Source organism: uncultured Campylobacter sp. (assembly GCF_963517995.1).
In the GTDB taxonomy this organism is placed as follows: Bacteria; Campylobacterota; Campylobacteria; order Campylobacterales; family Campylobacteraceae; genus Campylobacter_A.
This window is the reverse complement of the sequence record NZ_CAUQHQ010000068.1, coordinates 1-12,478: the sequence shown is the minus strand read 5'-3', so window position 1 is coordinate 12,478 and position 12,478 is coordinate 1. Positions and strand designations below refer to the sequence as shown.

At 45.5% G+C, this 12,478-nt stretch carries 13 protein-coding genes, 1 tRNA gene and 1 pseudogene; 6 read left to right on the top strand and 9 right to left on the bottom strand.

Annotation, left to right across the window (positions count from 1 at the left end):
* From RYL88_RS07855 to RYL88_RS07825, 7 genes are all read right to left on the bottom strand, one after another.
* A partial coding sequence (locus RYL88_RS07855; protein WP_314990374.1) for a hypothetical protein occupies positions 1 to 296 on the bottom strand: 296 nt, incomplete at its 3' end.
* 308 nt (positions 297 to 604) lie between these two features.
* The gene (locus RYL88_RS07850; protein ID WP_314990372.1) at positions 605 to 1,246 is read right to left on the bottom strand and encodes a hypothetical protein; all 642 of its coding nucleotides are present in this window, start codon (positions 1,244 to 1,246) and stop codon (positions 605 to 607) included.
* Between the two features lie 120 nt (positions 1,247 to 1,366).
* Positions 1,367 to 1,681 carry a hypothetical protein gene (locus RYL88_RS07845; protein WP_314990370.1) on the bottom strand — a complete coding sequence of 105 codons (315 nt, stop codon included), beginning with the start codon at positions 1,679 to 1,681 and terminating at the stop codon, positions 1,367 to 1,369.
* Positions 1,682 to 1,786: 105 nt separating this feature from the next.
* On the bottom strand, positions 1,787 to 2,503 hold the full coding sequence (locus tag RYL88_RS07840; RefSeq protein WP_314990368.1) for a hypothetical protein: 717 nt from the start codon (positions 2,501 to 2,503) through the stop codon (positions 1,787 to 1,789).
* Positions 2,504 to 2,602: 99 nt separating this feature from the next.
* Positions 2,603 to 3,016 carry a hypothetical protein gene (locus RYL88_RS07835; protein ID WP_314990367.1) on the bottom strand — a complete coding sequence of 138 codons (414 nt, stop codon included), beginning with the start codon at positions 3,014 to 3,016 and terminating at the stop codon, positions 2,603 to 2,605.
* Between the two features lie 194 nt (positions 3,017 to 3,210).
* A tRNA-Leu gene (locus tag RYL88_RS07830) sits at positions 3,211 to 3,294 on the bottom strand.
* Positions 3,295 to 3,339: 45 nt separating this feature from the next.
* Positions 3,340 to 3,639, bottom strand: a complete 300-nt coding sequence (locus tag RYL88_RS07825) for a F0F1 ATP synthase subunit C (protein WP_122874270.1) — start codon at positions 3,637 to 3,639, stop codon at positions 3,340 to 3,342.
* 272 nt (positions 3,640 to 3,911) lie between these two features.
* Here RYL88_RS07825 and RYL88_RS07820 point away from each other — a divergent pair, with 272 nt between their 5' ends.
* The 5 genes from RYL88_RS07820 to RYL88_RS07800 are packed head-to-tail and all read left to right on the top strand — an operon-like array spanning position 3,912 to position 9,990.
* Complete coding sequence (locus RYL88_RS07820; RefSeq protein ID WP_314990365.1) at positions 3,912 to 5,249, top strand: sodium-dependent transporter; 1,338 nt, start codon at positions 3,912 to 3,914, stop codon at positions 5,247 to 5,249.
* Between the two features lie 2 nt (positions 5,250 to 5,251).
* Positions 5,252 to 6,592, top strand: a complete 1,341-nt coding sequence (locus RYL88_RS07815; RefSeq protein WP_298086477.1) for a sodium-dependent transporter — start codon at positions 5,252 to 5,254, stop codon at positions 6,590 to 6,592.
* Positions 6,593 to 7,174, top strand: coding sequence for a TRAP transporter small permease subunit (locus RYL88_RS07810; RefSeq protein WP_314990362.1), 582 nt, complete (start codon positions 6,593 to 6,595; stop codon positions 7,172 to 7,174).
* Positions 7,171 to 8,496 (top strand): TRAP transporter large permease subunit, encoded by a 1,326-nt coding sequence (locus RYL88_RS07805; protein ID WP_314990360.1) that lies wholly within the window; start codon positions 7,171 to 7,173, stop codon positions 8,494 to 8,496. Before RYL88_RS07810 ends, RYL88_RS07805 begins: the two co-directional genes overlap by 4 nt.
* Positions 8,497 to 8,550: 54 nt before the next feature.
* The gene (locus RYL88_RS07800; RefSeq protein WP_314990358.1) at positions 8,551 to 9,990 is read left to right on the top strand and encodes a DUF4139 domain-containing protein; all 1,440 of its coding nucleotides are present in this window, start codon (positions 8,551 to 8,553) and stop codon (positions 9,988 to 9,990) included.
* An 11-nt stretch (positions 9,991 to 10,001) separates the two neighbouring features.
* Here RYL88_RS07800 and RYL88_RS07795 read toward each other — a convergent pair whose 3' ends face one another.
* Positions 10,002 to 10,127: a hypothetical protein gene (locus tag RYL88_RS07795; RefSeq protein ID WP_314990357.1), complete on the bottom strand. Its 126-nt coding sequence runs from the start codon at positions 10,125 to 10,127 to the stop codon at positions 10,002 to 10,004.
* A gap of 382 nt (positions 10,128 to 10,509) precedes the next feature.
* A complete protein-coding gene (locus RYL88_RS07790; protein ID WP_314990355.1) occupies positions 10,510 to 11,517 on the bottom strand; it encodes a hypothetical protein in 1,008 nt (335 codons plus the stop codon).
* A gap of 108 nt (positions 11,518 to 11,625) precedes the next feature.
* Between RYL88_RS07790 and RYL88_RS07785 the strand changes: the two are divergent.
* Positions 11,626 to 12,478: pseudogene (locus tag RYL88_RS07785) on the top strand (biotin attachment protein); the annotation flags it as partial.

Sequence of the window (12,478 nt, the reverse complement as noted above, 5' to 3'; positions counted from 1 at the left end):
GTGGTAGAGTTCGAGAGCTCGAACTTTTTAGCAAGCGCCTCAACTTCAGCACGCTCTTCCTCGATTTTAGCCATAGCTTTTTTGGCGTTTTCCAAAGCGTTTTTCGCCTTGGCTTCGCGTTTATCGATGCCCTTTATTTTCAGAACAAGAGCATTTAGTTCTTTAATGAGCTTCCCTCGAGGACTTAGCTCTTTTTTATCCGTAACCTCAGCATGTTTTGGCGTGACTTGAGTCGCTTTTTGGTCTTGAGGTTGAGCGGGTTTTAGCGATTGGTTCGCAACAAAAGTATTTTCCATCTAAAACTCCTTTATTTTTAATTATAAAAACAAAAACATGCTACCGGAAAAGAACTAAAAATCAGGTGCAACACACTTCAAGATTTACAGGCTCAACAAAACCAACAGGCGTAGCGTTTTCATACATAGATTGTTCAAGAAATTCGATAATTTCTCGGATGCCAGGATCAAGAGGTTGTTCTTTTTTAGGAGCGGGGTAACATAGCCAAACCAAGAGCGGATATCGAATCGATTTTGCAAAAGCTCGCGGTCATATTCGCTTAAGCCGCTCGGCGCAAAGTCGAGCATTTGCAAAGGGTCTTTGCCGTTTAGCTTTTTGCCCGAAAAAAGCGTGCTTTACCCCAGAGCTTAAGATTTTGGATTTGTCGCGGGCTTAAATAAACTTGCTTTAGGTTTATGCGATAACGTTCGGCATTTCCGTAGCACCAAAGCGTAACGTCAAGCTGTTGCAAGTCGTCGCAGGCTTCGGTTTTTAGCTTGCAGGACACGTCGCGACCGAAAGCTCCAAGCGTCGGTTGCACAATAACAAAGCGATTCACAGGGAAAGGTTCTGAGTTTTCGTTTTTGTTTTCGTCCTCGTTCTTAAGCCCCAGAATTAAACGATCATACTTGTCGGTATTATCAGCAACTCGATCTCGTTTCGAGCGACAATGTGCGTATTTCCAATAGCGCCAAAGCTCGAAAAAAAGGTTACCAAGCACCAGTGCAGCATTCGGATATTTTTTGCGAAGCTTTGTATTGCAAACGCTATGAAGTTCTTTTGTTTCTTGGACATCTTTCACCCTCGCTACATTTCTGCGAACTAGCTTGTCCTTAATAGGATCGATTTCAGCGGTAGTTCTGGCTAAAAGTTTAGAGCAAAGAGCAGCAGAAAAATTGGTCTCTTTTTCAACTAACTCCCACTGCCATTTTTCATCTTTGAAAACGTACATCGGGCTTAGCGTGTTCACTTGTACGGATTTAGAATCATATAACCGCTTGCAGATGGCTATCACGTGAGCAAGATCGCGGATAGGGCAAAACAGCATGGCATGGACATGAGGGGAGCCGTTTTTATGGCGTTCATAAACCTATGCGACCCAAAGAGGGATAGTCGAGAGAGTTTTTTTAACAAGCGAGTAGAGCTCTTTTTTTAGAGCTTCGGCAAGCTCTTTATTATTTTTGCGACCAGGAGTGCCGTTTTTCCAAATGCCCGTATTATCGGCGGTTAGAGTTATGCCGACACAAGAAAAACCCAAGGCAAGGAAATCAGCCAAAACATCGAAGGTCGATATCTCGATAGCCCGAGAATCAAGGGGTTGTTTGATTTCTCGGTTTAAAAGTTTTTGGCGCAGGTGTAGCTCACCCGGTTTAAAACCATCAAGATCAGAGCGAAAATTACTCATTTGCGCTCGCTTCCCGATATAAATTATCGGCAGATAAGGAAATTTCGCTATAATTCTTTTGTTCTTTAAGGCAAAGAGCTAATTCTCTTTGCCCGCCTTCTTTTTTCATAGTTTCAATCCCCTATCTTTTAGATAATTAAACCACCAAGTCAAAACCCGACGCGTAGTAGCGATTGCTTTGGATTTGTTGTAGCGTTTCTCTACACCTTTTATCGCATGCGACAAAGTGCGAGACATATCATAGTCGCTAACGTCGCCTTCGTCTACTTCATGAGCGAAGGTTGAGAGAATACTGCGGAAGGAATGAAATACGATACGACCCTTTGGATTTTCAGGCGCATAGTCTTTCAAAGATTTCGATAAGATTGCGTCAGATAGCGCCTTTTCACCACCTCGACCCATAAAAAAATACGTGCCGACATCCATAGAATCCAGCCACTCGCCAAGCTCGAGCGGAAGACCGAGATACATGTCGCCATTGCGTTTTACCTTCATCTCGTCCCTAGCAAAGGCGAGGTAATAGCCGTTTTCGTCGTCGCGCACTAGGTTTTCCCGAGATAAAAAGCGAACATTTGCCGCCCTTAACGCAGTGCAGAGGCCAAGGACAAGGGCGTTGCGCACGTCTTGAGACCCCTCGTAACCGCAACAATAAGCAATGAGTGAGCGTAAGTCAGCGTCGGTTTCGATGTGTCCAAAACCGTCACTCTCAGGCACGACGTAGATTTTAGAAAAATCAACGTCGGCTAAAGGGTTTTTGTTGATTTTTTGGCGGTTTTTCGCATAACTAAAAACCATTTTAGCCTCGATGAGAAAGTCTTTCAAAGCGGCAAACTTTTCAGCATGATAAAGCTCGTCTGCGATAGCGAATATCGAATCGGTCTTTATACGACTTATGTCTTTGTCTTTTAGGGGGGCGAATTTTTATATATTTTGAGTTTTTTTTGCCATCGTTTGTGGCGCCCAGCGCTTAGAGCCGAAACTAAGATATGAGTCAAAAACCGAAGCTAGGGTAGCAAAAGCCTTTCCGTTAGGCGTAGCCCCTGCGTTCAACTCTTTAGCCATTTTTAGCGCGGTTTTGTAGCTGATATCTTTCGCAGAGCCTAAAAACTTAATGAGCTTGCCCTGTTCGCCGTAGTAGTAGTCCTTCTTGAGCTTGACTTTTTTACTCTTACGGGCAGTCGTTTTTAGGATTTTGAGCCAAAGTCCGCATTCATCGAGCTTTTGACGGCTTTCTTTTTTACCAATAGGGAGAGTATACGACGAAATAGTTTCGTCAGGGTAAGCTTTAAAGCCGACAAAATCCGTAAGTTTGTCAACCTGAGAGGTTAATCGCATGTGCGTCCTTTTTCTCTTAATTATAAGATTTTGGACGGGGGCTACGGATTTCTCTAAAAAATACTTCCTAACTACGCTAGGAAGTCATCAAGGAAGTTTTAAAGGCGTAATTCGATAGATTTCGGATTACTTAGCTTTGATACCTATTTTACAAAAGCCAGAGATTGGGATGTTTTTGGGAGAATTCGTCTAAATGGTGCGACCTGCGAGATTTGAACTCGCACACCCTTCGGCACTACCACCTCAAAGTAGCGTGTCTACCGTTCCACCAAGGTCGCACGTAGATTAAAAAACAAAAGAGCGGGACACGAACCCGCCCGATATTAAAACATTGGATTTGCGTAAAGAACGATTAGTGCGATAACTAGCGCGTAGATAACTTGCGCTTCGATCATCGCAAGAGCAACGAACATCGTCGTAGTTAGCTTGCTACCCACGCCAGGGTTTCTAGCCGTGCCTGAGATTGTCGCAGAAGCGGTATTTCCCATACCGATAGCGCCGCCAAGAGCCGCTAGGCCTAGACCGACTGCTGCCGCAAGAACAGAGTAAGATCTTAGCATCTCGCCGTCACCCGCAAACGCGAAGCTAGCAAGAGCCATCATTAAGAAAACAACTTTTTTCATAAAGTCTCCTTGTAAATTTAAGCCATTTCGGATCAGACCCCTACTTTGAAGCTTTAAGAGCGCATTTTATAAAAATTTAGCTTTGAGTTACTTAAAACCGAGAAAAATTTTCATAAATTTTCTACTCGTCAAATTTGCCGCCGCGTAGTGCTACAAATTTACAAAAAATTTCAGCCGTGTTTCATTTTTCCACGAATTTATTTAAAAATTAGAATTTTAAAAGCTTTTTTATGCTAGCCTCGCTTCTAAAATTTTAAATACTAAGGTTAAATTTGGCGCAGGATAAATTTTCAAAAATCGGCTTTATCTTAGCCGTCGCGGGCTCTGCGGTGGGGCTTGGAAACGCGTGGAAATTCCCGTATTTAGTCGGTCAAAACGGCGGTTCGGCCTTCGTGCTTTTGTATCTTTTTATGACGTTTTTTATCGGACTTGCGATATTTTTCGGCGAGATAGCTATCGGTAAGCTTTCGGAGTCTGACCCCGTAAATGCCTTTAAAAAGCTTGCTCCAAAACGCAAAGAAACGTGGAAATTTGCGGGTTTTACGATGATAGGCGCGATCATCATCGCCTCTTTTTACACGGTCATCATCGGATGGATACTAAAATACGCAGTAATGGTAATAACAGAACTTCCAAAAGACGTCGAGGCTTCGGAGAAAATTTTCGGAAATTTCTACGCTAACGACGCCGCGTCTCAAATTTTTTATTTTACGATCGTGTTTTTCCTCTGTATTTTTATCGTATCAAAAGGCATAAAAAGCGGCATAGAGCGCGTAAACGTCTGGATGATGCCATCGCTTCTTATCTTGCTTGTCATCATGCTTAGCTACTCGTTTACGATGGATGGCTTCGTGCAGTCGGCTAAATTTTTGCTGGTTCCCGATTTTTCAAAACTAGGCGTAAGTAGCGTTCTAACCGCGCTTGGACTGGCATTTTTTACGCTATCTCTAGGCGTCGGCGTCATTATCGTTTACTCCGCGTCGCTGCCTGATAATACGAATCTCGTTAGCTCCTCAATCATCATCGTAGTCATAAATGTCGTGATGGGCATTTTGATGGGGCTTGTTATCTTTACCTTCGTGTTTGAGTTCGGTGCGACGCCTAGTCAGGGCGTGGGACTCGTGTTTATCTCGCTGCCTACGCTATTTGCGAAGCTGGGCACGCTCGGACACGTGCTTGCATTTGCGTTTTTTTCGGCTCTGCTTTTTGCGGGCATTACCTCGGCTATCTCGATGCTAGAGCCTTTCACGCACTATCTTATCCGAGAATTCGGCCTTTCTCGTAAAAAATCCCTCGCGCTAATCGGCGCTTTCATCTACTGCATGGGCATTTTGTGTATACTTTCAAGCATCGAAGGCGTTAAAGAAAATTTGACGTTTTTCGGCAAGAGCTTTTTTGACTGCCTTGATTTTCTTAGCTCAAACGTCATCATGCCTATCGGCGGCATCACGGTGTCGATTTTCGTCGGGTTTGTCATCAAAAAAGACGCGCTTTACATACTTTTTGGGCCGTATATGAGTAGGACCGTTTTTGAAATTTGGTATTTTATGATTAGGTTCGTAGCTCCTATTAGCATCGTCATCATCACGATAAATGCGCTAAGAGGCTAACCGTGGCAAGCGATAAATTTTCTAAAATCGGATTTATATTATCCATCGTGGGTGCCGCGATCGGACTTGGCAATGCGTGGAAATTTCCATACATGGTCGGCGCAAACGGCGGCTCGGCTTTCGTGCTTTTGTATCTTGTTTTTGCCGTTGCGGTCGGGCTTAGTATATTTTTTGCCGAGATGGCGATGGGTAAAATTTCAAACGCCGATCCCGTTAATGCCTTTCGCTCGCTCGCTCCTAAAAACGGCAAATTTTGGGGCTACGCCGGCGTCATAATGATAACGGGCGTTTTAGTTGCGTCGTTTTATACGGTCATCATCGGCTGGGTTATTAGGTACTCGGTCTTATCTCTTGGCGAGCTTCCGCAAAGTATCGCGGTTTCGGGCGAAAATTTCGGCAAATTTATAAGCTCTGATATCTCGGGTCAAATTTTATACTTTAGCATCGCGTTCGCGGCCTATTTTTTCATCCTCTCAAAGGGCATAAAAGGCGGCATCGAGCGTATAAATTTATGGCTTTTGCCGACGCTTTTTTTGCTACTTATTTTTATGCTGATTTACTCGATGCAAATGGGCGGATTTTCGCAGGCGGCGGAGTTTTTGCTAGTGCCTGATTTTTCTAAAATCACGAGCGAGGCTGTTTTTGTGGCGTTGGGACTTGCGTTTTTTACGATGTGCGTGGGTATCGGCGCAATCGCGACGTATTCGGTAAGTCTAGATGACAAGACCAATCTTTTTACCTCTTCGCTCTACGTCGTTGCGCTAAATATCATCGTTAGCGTCGTCATCGGTCTCATCGTTTTTACCTTTGTTTTCGAGTACGGCGAGCAGCCTAGCCAGGGCGTAGGGCTTGCGTTTATATCGCTACCGACGCTGTTTGCTAAGCTAGGAGCGATGGGAAACGTCCTAAGCTTTACGTTTTTTACCGCGCTTATTTTTGCGGGGCTTACGTCGGCTATCTCGATGGTCGAGCCGCTCGTTTTTTATCTCATAAACGAGTTTAAGATCCCTCGCCTAGGCGCGATTGCTATCGTTGGCGTTTGCGTTTATTGCCTAGGCACGCTTTGCGCGCTTTCAAACATTACCGAATTTAAAGACGCGCTCACGTTTTTTGGCAAGGGATTTTTTGACGTTTTAGACTATCTTAGCTCAAATATCATGCTGCCGCTTGGCGGTATAGTGATTGCGGTATTTGTGGGCTACGCGATGAAAAGAGGCAGTCTAGAGGAGCTATTTTTGCCGTATATGGGTAGGGCGGTTTTTGAAATTTGGTATTTTTTACTGCGATTCGTCGCGCCGATTTGCATTTTAGCTATAATGATAAGACAAATTTTGGGGAGTTAAATGGAACGAAATTTAAAAAAAGTAGAGCGAATTTTCGGTAAATTAGGCGATATCGCGGGCTACGTCTGTATACTCGTGATGTTTTTGATGATCGCGGACGTTTTTTTTAACGTCACGGCGAGATATTTTTTCAAATACGGCAACGTAGGCCTGCAAGAGCTTGAGTGGCACTTTTTTAGCATCATCATCCTGCTTGGCATGAGCTACGCGCTAAAAGACGACGCGCACGTGCGAGTGGATATATTTTACGAAAAGATGAGCGTGAAAAAAAGGGCGCTCATAAATATGGCCGGTGTCATCCTTTTTATCCTGCCGCTTGCGCTTTTGGTCGCGTGGCTGAGCTGGGACTACGTCGTGGAGGCGTACGAGAGCGGCGAGGGTAGCGCAGATCCTGGCGGTTTGCCGCACCGCTGGGTTATCAAGGCTTTTATCCCGTTTAGCTTTTGGCTACTGATATTTTTTAGCGTCGGATACTTTATAAAGTGGCTAAACGTCTATCTGGACGCTCGCTCAAATTTAAGCCAAGCGGGCAAATTTGACGCAAATTTAAGCAAAACCGCGCAACAAGGAGATGAAAAATGACCGGCATAGTAATGTTTTTGGCCGCGCTTTTTATGCTTGCTATCGGCTTTAGCGTCGCATTTACGTTCGGCGCGATAGCCGTCATTTTCGGACTCATCGGCGGTATGGTCGAGAGCTTTGGCGACGGCAACGGCTTTATGGGCGGGCTTGAGATTTTTAAAGAGACCTTTAACTTCATGCCTTACCGCATCTACTCGATAATGGAAAATAAAATTCTCATCGCCGTGCCGCTTTTCGTTTTTATGGGAATTATTTTACAAAAGACCAAGCTAGCCGAGAGATTGCTCGAGAGCATGGCGTTTTTATTCGGCGAGATTCGCGGCGGCGTGGCGATCAGCACCGTGCTAGTGGGCGCGCTATTAGCCGCATCTACAGGCGTTGTGGGCGCTAGCGTCGTAGCTATGGGCGTCATGAGCCTGCCCGTGATGCTAAAGTACAACTACAACAAAGCTCTAGGCTGCGGCACTATCTGTGCTTCTGGCACGCTTGGACAGATCATCCCGCCTTCTATCGTTTTGATTATCCTAGGCGACGTCTTTACCGTGCCAGTCGGCGATCTTTTCCGCGAGGCGATATATCCGGGTCTTGCGCTCGTGGGCGCTTATATAGCTTATATCCTAATCGTGGCTTACGTGAAAAAAGACTACGCGCCGCCCGTCGTAGTAGAGAGCGATATGCCTAAATCAAAGCAAATTTTAAACGCTATCCTCGCGATTTTGCCTCCGCTAGTACTTGTCGTATTGGTGCTTGGTTCGATATTTGAAGGCATCGCTACGCCGACTGAGAGCTCGGCGTTTGGCTGCGTGGGCGCGATCTTGCTTTCGGTTTTTTACAAGACTTTTTCGTTTAAAATGCTAAAAGAAGCGCTCGAAGAGAGCGTCAAAACCACGGCCGTCGTCTTTACTATCCTTATCGGAGCGACGGCGTTTTCGATGGTGTTTAGCTACACCGGCGGCGACGAGATAGTTGAGGACGTTATGTCGAATCTGCCTGGCGAAAAATGGGGCTTTATCGTCTTATCGATGATTACGATTTTCGCGCTGGGATTTTTTATAGACTTCGTCGAGATTTCGTATATCGTGCTGCCGATTTTAGCGCCGATTGCGGTAAATTTAGGCATAAATCCGCTATATTTTGCTATCGTTATCGCGATGAACTTACAGACGTCGTTTCTCACGCCGCCGTTTGGCTTTAGCCTCTTTTATCTAAAAGGCGTGGCGCCTGCAGAGATTAAGACTTCTGATATCTACAAGGGCGTCGTGCCTTTTATCGGACTGCAAATTTTGGTTTTAGCGATTTTTGCCGTTATTTTGTTGAGCTAGATTTAAATTTAACGTTTTGGGCTATAATTTTTCAAATTTATCCAAAGGAAAAAAATGAAAAAAATAGCCCTGATCTCGGCGCTTGCCGCGCTGGCTAGCGCGCAGAGCAATCTACTGGAAATCTACAAGAACAAGTCCTTTATCCACCAAAGCTTCGCCGATCAAAAAAGCGAATTTAGCCTAAATTTACTCGAGTTCGTAGCGCTTGAGGATATCGATGTGAGTGCGTCGTGCGAGCTAATCAGTCTAAATTTAAACGAACCAAAACCGTTAGAAGACGAAAGATACGATAAATTTAAAAAAGCTCAAAACGAGTTTGAGGAGCTGGGAAATAAGGTAGGCGCGCTAAACGCGAAAAACAAATTTTTAAATAATTTCTCGGCTTTCAAAGAGCAAAGCGTCGAGAATTTGAGCGCCGATGCGGATAAATTTTACGATATAACACTAAAAGCGCTAGCCGAAGCCTCTCAGGCTAAAAAGCTGCTTAACGACGCGAATCTAAAAATGCAAGAACTAGAAAGAGAGGTCGTAAATTTTCAAAAGCTTGACCTTAAATTCGAATGCGATCCAAAACAGGTCAAAATCTCCTATCCGGTGGGCGTTGGCGTAAATTTAAAAAATAAAATTTCTGCCCTGGTCGAAAAAGGCAAGGTCGAAATCTCGCAAAATTTGACCCTAAAAAATCCTCTCGATACGGATTTATCAAATCTCACGATCGCGCTTTATCCGTTTTACTACTCGTCAAATTTGACACCTGAGCCTTTTTATCCGTGGTACGAGGGCAAGGCAGAGCCTATGCTAGCAGCGACTCCGGTAGCAATGGAGGCCTACGATAGAGCCGTAGTTACGCCGATGAAAAAGGCAAAGCAAGTATCCCGTAATTACGCTAAAGAGACGGAGGCTAGCAACGCCCAAAATGAGCTTGCAAATACTTGGCGTATCGATAACGTAAGTCTAAAAGCGGGCGAGGAAAAGAGCTTTAGCTACGACAAGCAAAGCCTCGACGCGAAATTTGACCTAGTTATAGACGGATACGGCGGAGCAAACGCATACGTTAGAGCTAAATTTAAGCCCGAACGAAGCGTAGAGAGCTCGGATGCGGAGTTTAAAATCGGCGACGTAAATATCGGCAAAAGATACGTAGGCTACGCTGCGGCCGAGGAGGCCGAGGAGTTTTTCGGTAAAAACGAGCTTGTGTCCGTAAAAAAGGAAAATAACGGCGAATTTACGAAAGAGTCGTTTTTCGGCTCGAAAAATAAAATCTCGCAGGGCTATAAATTTACCGTAAAAAACGGCTCTAAACTCGCGTGGGACGTGGTCTTGCAGGAGCGAGCGCCAGTTAGCGCGCACGAGAGCGTAAGCGTAAACATGAAAAATGACCCCAAAGAGAGCGAACTGGATAAAGAGGGCAAGGTGACGTGGAAATTCGCGCTTAAGCCAAACGAGAGCAAGGAGATAAATTTCGCCTATGAGCTGACTAGGCCCGGGAAATAACGGCACAAAATCTAGCTAAAATTTGCTTTGTAAAGGCTTGTCTCTTGCGCGCCTTTAAATGAGCTAGAAATTTCCTCCCTCGATGAACTACATGTTCTATCTTCGGTCGTAAATTTTGTCGCAACATTTAAATTCATCGCAAGATACTTCGCCTTATCTTTATTACGCTCAAATTTGAAGTCAAATTTATAAATTTAACTCCATCAAAATTTACTAAACCCGCGACGCTTTGCGCGAGCAAAGCTGTGTCGCCACATCTCACGTGCAGTGGGGTTAGAGAGGGCTTGGGAGAGGGTCTGCTTTGCCTCGCAACTGCTAGTAGAGCGCAATTTAAGCCTCCACCCCCTTTATATAAAGTAAAAAACAACCTCAAACGGTTGTTTTTTAATCAAGGAAACCAAGCTCGCAATGCCAAATTTTAACCAAGCCAAATTTACTATCGTCGAGATGCGGGTCTCGGTGCGTCAAATTTTATAAATTTAACTCCGAATTTGCCCATCAAATTTAACCCGCAAAAAGCTAAAAACCAAACTCCGCGTAAAATTCGTTCAGGTAGTCCGAGTAGTAGGTGTTGCCGTTTCTAGCGTCAAATTTGCCCGCTATCTCTAGAGCTATCTTGTAGTCGTTCTCGTCGCCGAATGCGCTAACTGCGATGAAAAATCGTAGGTCGTTTAGATCGTCGTTGCCATCTAGGATCGCCGCGGAGTGCTTGCGAGCTAAATTTAGCGCCGTCTCGCGCTCGCCCAGTCTAACGGCGATCTCGATTAGCGGCGCGATCTCGTTTATGACGCGAGGATTTGACTCGATCGTCGCCGCGGCCTTTGGTAAAAGGGCTTTTGCCTCTTCGATCTTGCCCGTTTTAATCATGCTAAAAAGTATCGGCGCGTATGTCGCGTGCGGCACTTCGGCGCAGGTTAGCTCGCCTGATAGTATCGGCGCGGCTAGGCTTAGCGCTGCTTCGTGCTCGCCGACAAAGCACAGATACGCGATCTCATCGCTTGCTTCGCACGCCTCGCAATCACCCATATCGTCCTTGGCGAGCTTTTTCCATAGCTCGTAGTTTGCCTTCGCCTCCCTAGCGTCGCCCATATCGATGTTTTGATTCATCAAGGCCTTGTAGTAGGCTGCCAGCGAGAGCTCCAAGCGCTCGTAGTAAAACAGCATCGCTTCGTTTACCTTGTCTATGAGCTCTTTTTCTATCGCCGAGCTTTTAGCGATGCCAGAGACGATCCATTTAAATTTCCACAGGCAGTCTACAAAGTCGTCAAAATTCGGATATTCGCTCTCGTTTTCTTTTAAATTTTGCGCGATGTAGCCCGTGAGCCACATTAGCGCTCTGGTTCTTAAAAATGCGCCGAATTTTTCAAATTCCTCGTTTAGCACAAAGTCGCAAATTTGCGCGGCAAACGCCAAATCCTGCGCCTCTACGGCGTCTCTTATCTCGTCAAGTAGATACTCCTCTTTATCCATCAGCCTATCAAATTCTTTTAGCTTTTTATAAAGCTCTTCTAGCGTGCGCTCTTGCATTTGCTCCCCTTGTTAAACATTTTTGTGATAATGCTTTGATTTATTATATCCACTTAATCTAAAACAAGGTAAAATTAGCACGATTTTGAAATTTTATAAGGCGGCAAAATGGCGAAAAAATTTATAGACGTTATGGATACTACCTTTAGAGACGGCTTTCAGTCGGTTTTCGGCGCGCGCGTGGCGATGGCTGATTTTCTGCCCGCGGTTAGCGCGGCTAAAGAGGCCGGTATAACGCACTTTGAGTTCGGCGGCGGGGCGCGGTTTCAGAGCCTTTATTTTTATCTAAACGAAGACGCGTTTGCGATGATGGATAAATTTCGCGAAACCGTCGGGCCCGAGGCAAACCTGCAAACTCTAAGCCGCGGCGTAAATACCGTGACGCTAGACACAGGCAGCCGCGAGCTGGTTGATCTGCACGCGAAGCTCTTTAAAAAGCACGGCACGACCACGATACGAAACTTCGACGCGCTAAACGACGTAGAAAATTTAAAATTTTCCGGCGAGCGTATCGCTCATCACGGCCTAAAGCACGAAGCGGTCGTCACGATGATGGATCTGCCAGCAGGCTGTTCGGGCGCGCACGATGTGGCGTTTTACGAGCGGATTTTGCGCGAAATTTTAGACGCGGGCATCCCGTATCACAGCATTTGTTTCAAAGACGCCAGCGGCACCTCTAGTCCGCAAAAAGTATATGAGACCATCAAAATGGCTCGCAAACTCCTCCCGCAAAATACTCACATCAGACTCCATACTCACGAAACCGCAGGCGTTAGCGTCGCGTGCTATATGGCTGCTTTAGAAGCGGGCGCAGACGGCATAGATCTAGCCGCAAGTCCGGTTAGCGGCGGCACCAGCCAGCCGGATATCCTAACGATGCTGCATGCCGTTAAGGGCAAAAACTACGATCTGGGCGGGCTTGACGTGGAGAAAATTTTAAAATACGAAAGCGTGCTAAATG

Bases quoted from the DNA above. Each gene is read 5' to 3' on its own strand.
- RYL88_RS07845 (WP_314990370.1), bottom strand. From the start codon at position 1,681: ATGAGTAATTTTCGCTCTGATCTTGATGGTTTTAAACCGGGTGAGCTA.
- RYL88_RS07835 (WP_314990367.1), bottom strand. From the start codon at position 3,016: ATGCGATTAACCTCTCAGGTTGACAAACTTACGGATTTTGTCGGCTTT.
- RYL88_RS07825 (WP_122874270.1), bottom strand. From the start codon at position 3,639: ATGAAAAAAGTTGTTTTCTTAATGATGGCTCTTGCTAGCTTCGCGTTT.
- RYL88_RS07810 (WP_314990362.1), top strand. From the start codon at position 6,593: ATGGAACGAAATTTAAAAAAAGTAGAGCGAATTTTCGGTAAATTAGGC.
- RYL88_RS07805 (WP_314990360.1), top strand. From the start codon at position 7,171: ATGACCGGCATAGTAATGTTTTTGGCCGCGCTTTTTATGCTTGCTATC.
- RYL88_RS07800 (WP_314990358.1), top strand. From the start codon at position 8,551: ATGAAAAAAATAGCCCTGATCTCGGCGCTTGCCGCGCTGGCTAGCGCG.
- RYL88_RS07795 (WP_314990357.1), bottom strand. From the start codon at position 10,127: ATGAATTTAAATGTTGCGACAAAATTTACGACCGAAGATAGAACATGT.
- RYL88_RS07790 (WP_314990355.1), bottom strand. From the start codon at position 11,517: ATGCAAGAGCGCACGCTAGAAGAGCTTTATAAAAAGCTAAAAGAATTT.